8 protein-coding genes are annotated in these 11,716 nt (G+C 59.5%); 2 read left to right on the top strand and 6 right to left on the bottom strand.

The annotated features are described in order from the left end of the window. Window positions 1-193: 193 nt before the first annotated feature. Genes B0G81_RS16555 through B0G81_RS16565 form a run of 3 tightly spaced genes read right to left on the bottom strand, consistent with a single transcriptional unit; the run spans window position 194 to window position 4,276 of the window. The gene (locus tag B0G81_RS16555) at window positions 194-2,218 is read right to left on the bottom strand and encodes an acyl-CoA synthetase (protein WP_134137606.1); all 2,025 of its coding nucleotides are present in this window, start codon (window positions 2,216-2,218) and stop codon (window positions 194-196) included. Beyond that, the gene (locus B0G81_RS16560) at window positions 2,215-3,171 is read right to left on the bottom strand and encodes a fumarylacetoacetate hydrolase family protein (protein WP_134137609.1); all 957 of its coding nucleotides are present in this window, start codon (window positions 3,169-3,171) and stop codon (window positions 2,215-2,217) included. The genes B0G81_RS16555 and B0G81_RS16560 overlap by 4 nt, the downstream gene beginning before the upstream one ends. Window positions 3,172-3,205: 34 nt before the next feature. Next, window positions 3,206-4,276, bottom strand: coding sequence for a VOC family protein (locus B0G81_RS16565; protein ID WP_134137613.1), 1,071 nt, complete (start codon window positions 4,274-4,276; stop codon window positions 3,206-3,208). A 960-nt stretch (window positions 4,277-5,236) separates the two neighbouring features. On the opposite strand from B0G81_RS16565, the gene B0G81_RS16570 reads away from it, so the two are divergent. Both B0G81_RS16570 and B0G81_RS16575 read left to right on the top strand, forming a co-directional pair. After that, the gene (locus tag B0G81_RS16570) at window positions 5,237-7,783 is read left to right on the top strand and encodes a DUF3772 domain-containing protein (RefSeq protein WP_134137615.1); all 2,547 of its coding nucleotides are present in this window, start codon (window positions 5,237-5,239) and stop codon (window positions 7,781-7,783) included. A 378-nt stretch (window positions 7,784-8,161) separates the two neighbouring features. Further along, on the top strand, window positions 8,162-8,914 hold the full coding sequence (locus tag B0G81_RS16575; RefSeq protein ID WP_106283040.1) for a TetR/AcrR family transcriptional regulator: 753 nt from the start codon (window positions 8,162-8,164) through the stop codon (window positions 8,912-8,914). 91 nt (window positions 8,915-9,005) lie between these two features. Here B0G81_RS16575 and B0G81_RS16580 read toward each other — a convergent pair whose 3' ends face one another. From B0G81_RS16580 to B0G81_RS16590, 3 genes are read right to left on the bottom strand one after another with little or no spacing between them, the layout of a single operon-like run. Continuing rightward, on the bottom strand, window positions 9,006-9,338 hold the full coding sequence (locus B0G81_RS16580) for a hypothetical protein (protein WP_134137620.1): 333 nt from the start codon (window positions 9,336-9,338) through the stop codon (window positions 9,006-9,008). Window positions 9,339-9,377: 39 nt separating this feature from the next. Continuing rightward, window positions 9,378-10,067, bottom strand: a complete 690-nt coding sequence (locus B0G81_RS16585) for a PqiC family protein (RefSeq protein WP_166679009.1) — start codon at window positions 10,065-10,067, stop codon at window positions 9,378-9,380. Next, window positions 10,064-11,659 carry an MlaD family protein gene (locus B0G81_RS16590; protein ID WP_134137625.1) on the bottom strand — a complete coding sequence of 532 codons (1,596 nt, stop codon included), beginning with the start codon at window positions 11,657-11,659 and terminating at the stop codon, window positions 10,064-10,066. Before B0G81_RS16590 ends, B0G81_RS16585 begins: the two co-directional genes overlap by 4 nt. Between the last annotated feature and the right edge of the window lie 57 nt (window positions 11,660-11,716).

An 11,716-nucleotide genomic window follows, 5' to 3' on the forward strand; every position in this document is an offset into this window, starting at 1 on the left:
CAAGCCATTTTTCAACCTGCGAACGCAAAGACCGTTCTGCTCCAACACTCATGCTCTTTTCCTGCAAACCATTAGGTGTTCTAAACTCGAAACACTGCCAGGTGTCGGCACCGCGACTTCGCGGCGCCTACGCCCGGTTAAACTTTAATCCGGGTGCGTGATCGAACCCGTCCATGTGATGTCGTGGCTCGTGTCACGTTGCGCTGCCCTGCGCATCTGTCGCTGCTGGGTCTTTCTCCCCCGACGGTTGCTCTGCCCGTGACGGCCTCGCGGCGGCCGAGACAGAAAATGCGAACGGAAAGCGCCCGAGCGAGGATGTCGCCAATGCTTCAAAAGCGGGGTCGGCAAGTTCGACCTGGAGCGACATTCCGCGCGAGGCGTCATCAATGAGGCGAACGGTTGCATCCGCGACGCCAGCTTCCACAAGCGCTGAATTCAGGGCGTCTACCGTTTCGCGCCGTTTAAGCGCTGGTTTGAAGATCTTGCCGACGCCGGTCAGTGGCATCGCATCCACGATCCGTATCCCCTTCGGCAACGCGGCGCGTTCGTTGATCTCGTGACGCAGAAACTCGGCCAGTTCCGCTTCGGTTGCGGTTGTGCCTGGCTTCAGTTGGACATAGGCGACCGGCAACTCGCCCGCGTGCATATCGGGGCGCCCTACAGCCGCGGCGATCTGGACTGAGGGATGGCGATGCAATGGTTCCTCGATTGCCGCAGGGTCGATGTTGTGTCCGCCCCGGATAATGAGTTCCTTCTTGCGGCCGGTGAGCCAGAAGTAGCCGTCAGTGTCGCAGCGTCCGAGATCGCCGGTATTGAGCCACCGCCCGCCGTCGCCACCGTCCATCCAGATGCCATTGTTCTGCTCCGGTCGCGTATAGCCAGCGAACACATTGGGCCCCGAGATAACCAGCTGGCCGACCTCATCCGCAACGCAATCTCGAACATAGCGGCCAGCTTCATCGACCACTACGGCTTTCATTGCCTGCCCTGGAAGACGCAGACCAATCGAACCCACCCTGCGCTCGCCAACCGGCGGGTTCACGCTGCTAACGCAGGTACCTTCGGTGAGGCCGTAGCCTTCGAGGATTCTTATTCCCGTACGATCCTGGAAAGTGCGAAGCAGTTCCACCGGCATGGGGGCGGCACCGCACAACCCATACTCGAGTGAACTGATATCGTGTTCGCCAACCGGAACGTCAAGCAGCGATCCGTAGAGTGTCGGGACACCGCTGAAGAAGTTAATGCGGTAATGCTCGACGATTTCCCAGAAACGATTTACAACGCCCTCGCCCCTGTAACCTTGCGGTGTGCCGAGCACGACGTGGGCACCACGCGAAAGCGCCAGCAGACCTGTCACCATCACGGCGTTGACATGGAAAAGCGGTAGCCCGCAAAAAATCGTTTTCCCCGGACCAATGCTGTCGCCGAAGAATTGACCCGCGTTCCACGCATTGACCACCTCGTTGCCGTGCCGGCGAACCGCAATCTTCGGCAGTCCAGTGGTGCCGCCCGTGCAGAAGAAGGACGAGACATCATCGCTGCTCATCCGACCGCTGGTGTTGACCGCCTCCCCCGATTCCCTCGCGATTGCGGTGCTGAAATCGTGGATGCCGACATGTGCAGGCACGGCACCGTGCACGCCGCCAGGCCCATGCAGGTGTGAACCCTCACCACGTCGAAGTACCCTGGCGGCAAGTCCCTTTTCGCCCGGCATGCGGGCGGCCGGATTCACGAGTACCAGATGCTGCAGGCAAGGGAGCTTGTGCAGCACTGCCTGCACCTTCTGCCAGAGGTCGGTTCCGGGCAGCGGCGCCAGCGTGACGAGCACGCTCGCGCATGAGGCGTTGAGCAGTTCGCCGATGGCGTCACTCTCAAGCAGCGGATTGATCGCGCAGACAATGCCGGCGGCTTCCCCGCCCCAGATCACGAAGTGCGTCTCAGGGAGATTCGGCAGAACGTAAGCGATAACGGAGTCGCGCTGTACTCCCAGGCGCGCAAACATGTTCGCGGTTCGCGTGACATCGCGCACGAATTCGCTGTACGTCCAGCACTCTGCGTGCCGGTGGTCGTCGGCGGTTGCAAAGAAAGAAAGTGCGGGTGCCGACGGATTAATCGTCGCGCCCCGGCAGATCATCTCGTACGTGCTCGACGGAAGATCCGCCGGCAGCCCCTGCATTTCGATGGCAAGGACCTCGTCCATGTTTGCGATGCCTTTCATGCGGCCTGTTCCACAACGACGTTATGCTGCACGCCCAGATCGATCGAGCGATCGTAGCTGGCGATGTGCGCCTCCACGACGTCTCCCACTCGCAGGTACTGCGGTCTTTCCTCCTGCATCTTCAGGAAAAGACGCCATTTTTCCGCGTCGGGCAGCTGCGCCGCGGCGCGTTGCTTTTCGGGCGATGGAATGCTCAGTGCACAACCCGACGGCGTGCCCGTCGCGAGCAGATCGCCAGTGTGCAGATCATGCACGCCTGAAAGCTCCGACAAGGTCTCTGCCGGTCCATAGACAAGACCCGCGGTCGTGTCATTCTGGCGGACGGTTCCGTTTACCGTCAGCGTCAGCACGAGTTCCTTCAACTTCGGAATATCGTGTTTCTCAAGGAGGCAAAGGTAAGGGCCGACAGGGCCGAACGTGCGATAGCTCTTGCCCTTGTAGAACTGCATCTGCGGAATCTGGATGTCGCGCGCGGAATAGTCGTTGACGATAACGGCGCCGGCGATGTACTCATGCAAGTTCTCTTCGGTGACAGTCTTTCGCGCCCTGATGCCGCGTTTGAGGACAAGACCGAGTTCGATCTCGTAGTCGAGGAACTGCACCTCCCTGGGCTTCACGACGGATGAGTCGGCGGGAACGATGCAGCTCGTCGCCTTCGTGAAGATCATGTTGAACTTCTTCACATCCGGATCCATGCCGGACTCGATCATATGCTGGCGATAGTTCGCGCCCTGGCAAAGGAACTGCTGGTTGTCAGTAATGGGCGACAGCCAGTCCACCTCCGACTCGGGAATCGTCGGACCGCCTAGCACCAGCAGCCGTTCGACTGGATTCGCCTCGATGAACTCGGCGGTCGTGTTGAACTCGCCGGGAATCGGCGTAATCGCGCCGTTGGCCACGATGCCCCATTGGGCGTGGCCATAGTGACTGTAATGCAGAACATGAAGTGCCATTTATCGATCTCCGGTTTCTATTGAAGGGTTTGGTTCAGGCGAAAATCTTTGCCAGCGAGCGCAGCTTGCTCAGCGTCAGGTCGGGGCTGCGGCGCAGGTTCCTGAAGAGTGCCGCGATGCTCGCAGGCGTGAATCTGGGCTTTGTAAAACTGCGCGGCATTGTCGGCCCCCATTGCGCCATCGCTTCGCGGCTCACCGCGTGCACACCCGCCGGCGCATCCGCCGTAAAGAGATCGCCGTCGCAATAGTGTTCGTGCTTGTCGCCCCACGGGTCCTGCCAGTAGTCGAATATCTGGCTGCCCAAAATATGCCGGCCGATCCCCCAAGCGTGCGTCCAGCCCTTTTCGCGCAAGACGCGCTGCCCCATGCCGACCGCGTCGGCATCGACGACTTCGTAGGCGCTATGGCTGTAGGTGGGCAGGAAGCCTTGTGCAAGCGCGAGAGTATGGTGGTCGGCCGGCTTGTCACCCAGATCGAGCCGCATGAACGCGACGACGGGCGAGCCATCGGGGAGCACTTGTACGTCGCTTGGGATAAAGCCGAAATGCTGCGTATACCATGCGCAGGTTTCCTGATAGTCGACAAGCTCAAGCACGACATGTCCGAGCCGGACGATTTCCGGCGCGCACTCGGGCGGTCGCTGCGTCGCGTTAATCCGGACAGCCGCATCCGCGGAATTAAACGGCAATGGCGGCCGATGGGATAGCGTCGAAGCCGGCGATTGGCCCCAAATCGCATCGATGCGAAAGCCTGAAGGGTCGGTCAGTCGTACCAGATAGCCGCCACCGGGCAAGGGAGACCGTTCGACGTCCGAGGCGCCCGGCAGTTTTGCAAGTGCATCAAGCTCGGCCCTGTTATCGACCTGCAGACCGAATCCAACGAACCGGGACTTTGGTGCCTTCCGGACGACATAGCAAAAGTGCGAAGCACCCGTTCCACGCAACAGGAGGAGGTCTTCACTGAGCGACACCGTCTGTAGCCCGAAATCAATGAGAAATTGCTCGGCTTTATCGAGGTCTGGTCGGTCGAATATCAGATAGGCCAATGCCGACGCTTTTGTCGTGGGATTGGGGTGACGGCTCGGCTGTGCAGTAGTCAGTTTCATGGCAATGGGGAATCAGACGGGTCGGATGACGTATGCAGCTTCCAGGGTTCGCGCGCTGATGAGACGGCGGGGCTCCACCTGCAAGGCAAGTCTTTCGCGCACGAGCCGATTTGCATCGGCGGCCGGAGTGTCCTGGCCGATCGTCGCGTGCGATCGATCGGACCGAGGCAGCCCGTTCGACGGGCACGAGCCCGCGAAGAAATGCGGCTTCGAGGTCTTCCCAACTATCGTGTTGAGCGAGACGAAGCCGTTGCTCCCGATGGGCAATCTGGCCATGCCGCTTGACGGCGCGGCACCCGCCTTTGCTGCTGTCTCCACAGTCACTCCATCTGTCGTTTGGCGTTTGCCATGTTGTCTGTAACGCTGGCTCTCTGCCGTCGTTAGTGACATTAAAGTCATCGCTGATACTTTTGTCAATAGAGGGATTCCATCTATACATGGACGTGGGGACGCCTCGACCTGTCATGCCCGACGCCACAAATCGCCGCTCAGCAAAGCGTCCCAGCCATACGGCGCCAGTCGCCCCGGTCGACGTACCAGAAGATTATCTGAACCGTACAGTTTATTTTTGTTGACAGATGCGCTCCCCATAACTAGACTGCTCGTACTGGAAAAGAGGGCAAGGGAGCGCGGGGGCATGCAAGAGAGCATGGATATTCGGAGTCGGAACCTTCAACGGTCCTGCCGCATTCGATCAAGATGACCACCCGCGACCCACAGTTTCTGGCTCGTCCACACGGACACCGCATCGCGACCGATGTATGTCCCACATAAATGAAATAGTCGCTTCGCGCGCCCTACCCCTCATCCAGACTGCCAAATGCTGACGTGCAACCATCCCATCTGTTTCCGAGATCGTCATATGACGGCAAATGCTGAGCATTTCCCAAGTCAGTGCGGCAGCCGATTTCCCGCCCGGCCGCGTCCGAATGCAACTCCGCTCACATACGTATCGCGCGCATGAGCCCGATCTCGCCAGTGCATACTCTTCGCCACCTTCACATCGTGCGACAAGTGGTTGCCGTCATACTTCGCCTTATCGCGCTCATCATGTTCGGCCTGGCCAGCGCCGCTCTGAATGCGGCGGCGCTGCCGCCCTCCAGTCTGGACGCTCCCGCTGATGTTTCGCCCTCCGTGGGCGGAGGTTCCATCGCTTTGCAAACGCTCAATGCGCTGCAGAATAGACAGGACCAGATACGGCAGCGTGCTTCGACGGCAACAAGCGATGCGCAGTTGTTCGAACTGGATGCACTGAGCCGGCACGTCGCCGAAGACGTCGACAGGCTGATAACCACGTCGCTGGAGCCTGATCGCGCGAAAACGCATGCACAGCTCGACGTACTCGGAGCCGCACCCGCTTCCGAATCCGCAGCGGAAACGCCCGCAGTCGCCCAACAGCGCAATGTGCTCGCTGCCGAGCAGTTACAACTCGACGCCGAAATCAGGCAAGCGGCAACCATCAAGGAAAATCTTGCCAAGCTGAGCGCCCAGATCACCCGACTGCTGCACAACCATCTAAAGGATCAGTTGGCCCTTCGTTCCGACAGCGTAGTCAGCACCGCGTTCTGGGCGCCCGCGTTCCATCCCGACACAGCTGATTATCAGCGTCTGCGAGACTTCACTGGGCAGATCCAAAGGCAGATTCAATCGACGTGGAAAGCAGGGCATCGGGCCGTAACCGCGCTGCTTGTGCTGTTGGCTCTAGCCATCGCAACGATTGGCACGCGGCTTCTTGACAGAGCATCGGAACGGTTCTGCCTGCACCGCCTCCCGGAAGGCCGGTTACGGCGCAGCGCGATGGCGATCTCGACCGTATTCGCGTCCGTGGCGACCACTATATGTGCCGTTGATCTATTCTATTTCGCGTTGACCCGCCAGCAGGCGGTGCCCGCTACGCTGCAGGGCTTCGCCAGCGAATTCATCAAACACGTGGTGACCTGCGCGTTGGTTGTTGCTCTCGGCCGGGCATTGCTTAGCTCACGACATCCGTCATGGCGGTTGCCGGCCATCGCAGATCCGGTCGCTCGCGCGCTACGTCCTTTCCCATGGATACTGGCCGCACTGTTGCTATTTTCAGGTGCCGTCGAGCAACTCAACCGCGCAATCGACACGAGTCTGCAAATTACCCTCTTTACTCGTGGCGTGGTTGCGTTAGTGGTCGCGCTAACCATCGGTATGTCGCTTTTACGAGCAAACCGGGTACGCCGTGCGCTTGCCGCTGCAGGAGAATCGCCCGAGGCTCGTTCGACTCTCGCTGGGATTATTCACGCCGCCGTCTGCCTTGCCGTCGGCGCTTCTCTGATTGCATTGCTTTGTGGCTATGTTTCGTTTGCGCGGTTCCTGACCTACGAACTGGTCTGGTTCGATCTCGTACTGAGCAGCGTTTATCTGCTGACAAAGCTCGCCCATGATGTTTCCGAAAGCGTATTTTCGCCATGCCACGCCAGCGGCAAAGCAGTCGGGCAACTATTCGGACTGCAAGAAGTCCATCTTGCACAGGTGGCAACGATCCTGTCTGGCGTTCTTCGTAGCGCATTGATACTGGCTGCAGTCATCGCACTGCTCACGGGGGGGCTCGGGACGACGCCAGGAGACCTGATCGACAGCATTCTCAGCGTGCTCGGCGGCGAGCGCTTACACGCGCTCAATATTGTTCCCGCCCATATTTTTAGCGCTATCTTTACCTGCGCATTATGTCTGTATCTGGTTGGACTCGTCCGCAAATGGCTCGACACCGAGTTTCTGCCCAAGACGCAAATGAGTTCAGGTATGCGCGCGTCGCTGCTAACGGTGTTCTCCAATGTCGGCTATGTCCTTGTCGCGCTGCAAACCTTTTCCGCACTCGGTGTGAAATGGCATAACCTGGCGTGGATCGTCAGCGCATTGTCAGTAGGTATCGGCTTTGGTCTGCAGGAGATCGTTAAAAACTTCATCTCCGGACTAATATTGCTTGCGGAACGGCCGGTCAAAGTAGGCGACATGATCAGTATCACCGGCATTGAAGGCGACATCCGGCGTATCAGTGTACGTGCAACCGAAATACAGCTCGCGGACAGATCAACGGTAATCGTTCCCAATTCACACCTGATTTCGCAGAATGTGCGGAACGTGACAATGGGAAACAAAACGCAGGGAGTTGTCACGCTGAGCCTTACGTTTGCGCTGGACATCGACCCGGAGCAGGTACGCGATGTTCTTCTGGAAGCTTACCTGGATCATCCATCGGTTCTCGACCGCCCCGCGCCTTCGGTGATCTTCAGCCAGTTGACGCCTGAGGGAATGACACTGACCGCCACCGGATATGTCGCCAGCCCCAGGATCGCCGGCGACACGAGAAGTGATCTGCTATTTGCAATCCTGAAGCGATTACGTGCTTCGGAAATACCGCTGTCGATCTCTCGAACGGTCGTAGTCCGAGGTATGAGCGGTAGCATTTCGAACCAGCAACCCACAGATCGCAATCCCGGACCGGCGGAGCTTCGGATTCCGTCTACAGTCATCGAATAGATAGTCATCCAAAATAGCACGCCTGAAATTTTTGACTTCTACAATGGCGCGAAATACGCGTAAGCTTTCAAGCCGCGTTAAGCCCTCTACAGACGTCTGGCCTTTGAACTGCCGACCAATGAGTCGTCGCACAAGCGACTTGATCCCGCCCGCGCCCATCAGATAACAGGTCTTGACTGCACGGTTGCATTCATTGCGAGATCCAGTGACGCTGCCGGGCGACTGGTTGCTCGCCGAAGGCTGCCATCTCGACAGTCACTCCATATGTCGTACATTAGACCAGCCTCTTTTGCCGTTGACACTAACATCATGGTTGCGTACTTTGTCAATGTAGACGTTTGAATCTATACTTGGGCATGCCCAGGATCGGATCCATCAATGCCTAACCCTTCAAATCGCCGGACAGCAAAGCCCGCAGCCCCTGCCGCACCGTCCCCGGCACCCGTCGCAGAAGAGCGCGAGCCACGCGGCGCGCGCCGCAAGCGCGAGACGCGCGCCCGACTGCTCGACTCCGCCCTCAGGCTCATGGCTGAGAGAGGCATGGAAGGCGTAGCGATCAACGAGATCACCGAGGCTGCCGACGTCGGCTTCGGTTCGTTCTACAACCACTTTGAATCGAAAGAAGAGATTTACTCGACGCTTGTCGACAACGTCTTCAAGGACTTCGCGGACGTGCTGGACCGTGTTGCCAGTGGCCTTTCCGATCCGGCCGAGGTGGTTTCCGTCGCCGTGCGCCACACGGTGATGCGCGCGCGGCGCGACCCCGTATGGGGACGTTTCCTGATACGCGAAGGGTTTTCAGCGCGCGCGCTGAGCCGCGGTCTTGGTCAACGGCTGCTGCGAGACATCGCCAACGGTATTGCGGCCAAGCGCTTTGTGCTTGCAGACCCGCTGATGGGCTTTCTTTCAGTGGGGGGCACCGTGCTGTCCGTGATTGCCGCGGACCTGAATTTCGTCGCTCCCGGTGCGCCCGCGTCGAACGTACTCAAGGAACTTGGGTTTAGTGGAGAGCACTTGCCCGAGCGTACAGCAGCCACGCTGTTGTACACACTCGGGATCAAGCGGGCAGAAGCGGAGAAGATCGCGGCGCGTCCGCTGCCTGCCGTCGACGAAAGGACTGAAGCCGTTTGAGTTCGAGGGCCCGGTCACACTAATTCCGACGGCTTGGCCGCCTGAAATCAGCCGCCAGCGTGGCGGACCGGGGAACAAGTCCGGTCGACCGCTAGCGATAGAATCCACCGGCTAAAGCCTTGACACTAGCAATGAGCTCGCGCTCCTGGTCGTCGAGAGCTTCGCTGTGGCACTTCGCAAGTTCGCTAAGCGCTCGCGACAGAGCTCTGACCGGATGAGACGCCGACGGCAAAAACGGCCACGCATGGAGCAGGTAGATGAGTGGCGTAATCTCGCGGCGTTCGCACCAGCGATCAAAGAGCACGATGCACACGTCATTGGCCTCTTTACGCAAGCAGGAATCGTCGTTCCCGCTGCTGTTGCAAGGCTCGGTCCCGACGATCTTGAATGTTCCCGCGCAGGTGCGGTGGCGGTTTCGTTCCATGTTCCTTCCGGTGCGCGGTGCGCCAATTCCTGTATTGGTTCAGCCCGCCAGAGCCGGGCATGACAAGACCGAACTTCCCGTACTCGCAGGCACGCGCGCCGGTGCAGTCGCCGACACGATCGCCGACGCCGAAAATTCCCGGACGGCGTCGCCAATCTGGGCGCCTATCCTTCTCACTGCGACTCGATGGCCGTTGACGAGTGCATCGTAGCCGGCCGATACGGGCTGGCTGACTATGCTGCGGCAGGTCAATGTTCGTGAGTCGTTCGACTTGCGTACACTCCAGGTGACGTCAATCAACGCGTGTGAGCCCGGCCACGACTCAAAACGCTGCACGTCGACGGAGACCTGATACGTGCGAGCGTCCTCAGCATGACCTGGCTGGAACGTGTCGGGTCGGCCCGTCGGCCGAGTTGCGGCCGCGAGCAGCGCATTGCGCAGCTCGTCTGCAAGCGGCGATGCCCAGCGCTCGTCTTCCAGAATCCTGACGCGCGCCGCATCGTCCTGTACGACGATCTGGCTCCTTGCCACTGAAACCGGCACCTTCGCCACGCGCATGTCGATCCAGAAGGCAGGACTGACCGTGACGCTTTCACGCGTCGGTTCCCTGTCAGTGCCGAGGGTATAGAAGCGGGCCGGCGGGGAAGCACAGGCGCTCAGCGCGGCCAGAGCCACGACGGTTGCAATACGGGCGACCGCGCGCCACGCGCGGGATTGGATGAGGTTCACCGTTGATCTCCTTTCTTCCCGAACAGAAGCGCCTGGGGATGACGTTCCAGATAATCGGCGAGCGCATTGAGGGATTGCAGGGTGCGCGTGAGTTCCTGCATCGCATCCTGGACGTCCGACTGCATGGGCGCCGTCTGCCGGAGCGTCGTTTCGGCGGTACTGAAGGTTTTCTGCGCCGCCGCTAGCGTGTCGCGGGCTTGTGGAACGACCTGTGTGTCCATGTGACCAAACAGCTTGTTGGCGTTTTCAAGTGCACCGTTAAGGTTGGCTCCGATCTTGTCGAACGGCACCTGATTCAGCTTCCTCGCAATGTCGGCTATCTGCACCTGAAGTTCGTCAAGGGTGTTCGGCACAGTCGGCAGTTCAATAGGATTGCGATGTACATCGACACTCGCCCGAGGCGCTTTCGGAAACATGTCGAGTGCCACGAATAGCTGGCCTGTCAGCAGATTGCCGGTCCGCAACTGGCCGCGCATTCCCTCCATGACGAGGTGTTCCAGCAACTCATGACCACCCTGCGAGTTCGGAGCCGGTAGCGCTTCGTTGGAGCGCCGGCTGAGCCGGTCGGGATACAGCGCCAGCGATACCTTCATGCTGAAACTCTTCTCCTTTTCGTTGTATTCGATACCGATGTCCGTCACCTGCCCCAGCGCGATGCCTCTAAGGTCGACAGGCGCGCCGACAGACAGGCCACGCAGCGACTGGTTGAACCGCATCACGACATTGAGCGGCGCGCCGTCGGGCTCGCGCATCGCGTCCGACTCGTCCGATGCGAGCCGGAACACGGCCTTGTCCCCCGCCGGTTGTCCGGCGTCCTGACCCGGCGGCGACTGGAATGCCAGGCCTCCGACAACCACCGTCGCCAAAGATTGTGTATTGAGCTTCAATCCGTTCGAATCCAGACGAAGGTCAACACCGCTTGCGTGCCACCACCGTGTATTGGTGCCGACATACTGGTCAAACGGGGCAGTGACGAAAACATTGACGATGACGCCGGTGCCATGCGGATCGAGCGAGAAGCCGACCACCTGGCCTACCTTGACGCGATGGTAGAAGATCGGAGCGCCGATATCGACGGAGCCCAAAGACTCCCCTCTCAGCGTGTACTGATGCCCCCGCTGCCCGGAAGTGACAATAGGCGGACTTTCGAGCCCGACAAACGCGGCTTGGCTTTCCGAAGACTGCCCGACGTCGACACCGATGTACGCGCCGGACAGCAGCGTACCGAGGCCCGAGATGCCGTTAGCGCCCACGCGCGGACGAACCACCCAGAAGCGCGTGCCTCGGTTCGCGAACTTTCCTGCCTGCTTGATCAGATCGATCGTGACGATGACATGCTGCAGATCCTTTGACAGCGCGACCGACCGAACCGAACCGATCTCCACGTCCTTGTATTTGACCTTCGTTTTACCCGCTTCCATGCCCTCAGCGTTGCTGAATGTGACCGTCACCGTCGGTCCCTTGTCGGTGACGGATTTGACTACCAGCGCAACACCGATCAGCGCACAGATGAGTGGCACTAACCAGATGAGGGAGGGAATCCAGCGTTTTCGCGGTTTGATGTCAGGTCTGGGTGGCGTGGGAAGATGCATCGATCGTGGAGTGGGTAGAAAATATGAGGTTATTGAGAAGCGCGGAAGCCGCTAAAG

The sequence above is a fragment of the Paraburkholderia sp. BL6665CI2N2 genome, assembly GCF_004366535.1.
In the GTDB taxonomy this organism is placed as follows: Bacteria; Pseudomonadota; Gammaproteobacteria; order Burkholderiales; family Burkholderiaceae; genus Paraburkholderia.

Bases quoted from the DNA above. Each gene is read 5' to 3' on its own strand.
- B0G81_RS16555 (WP_134137606.1), bottom strand. From the start codon at position 2,218: ATGAAAGGCATCGCAAACATGGACGAGGTCCTTGCCATCGAAATGCAG.
- B0G81_RS16560 (WP_134137609.1), bottom strand. From the start codon at position 3,171: ATGGCACTTCATGTTCTGCATTACAGTCACTATGGCCACGCCCAATGG.
- B0G81_RS16565 (WP_134137613.1), bottom strand. From the start codon at position 4,276: ATGAAACTGACTACTGCACAGCCGAGCCGTCACCCCAATCCCACGACA.
- B0G81_RS16570 (WP_134137615.1), top strand. From the start codon at position 5,237: ATGAGCCCGATCTCGCCAGTGCATACTCTTCGCCACCTTCACATCGTG.
- B0G81_RS16575 (WP_106283040.1), top strand. From the start codon at position 8,162: ATGCCTAACCCTTCAAATCGCCGGACAGCAAAGCCCGCAGCCCCTGCC.
- B0G81_RS16580 (WP_134137620.1), bottom strand. From the start codon at position 9,338: ATGGAACGAAACCGCCACCGCACCTGCGCGGGAACATTCAAGATCGTC.
- B0G81_RS16590 (WP_134137625.1), bottom strand. From the start codon at position 11,659: ATGCATCTTCCCACGCCACCCAGACCTGACATCAAACCGCGAAAACGC.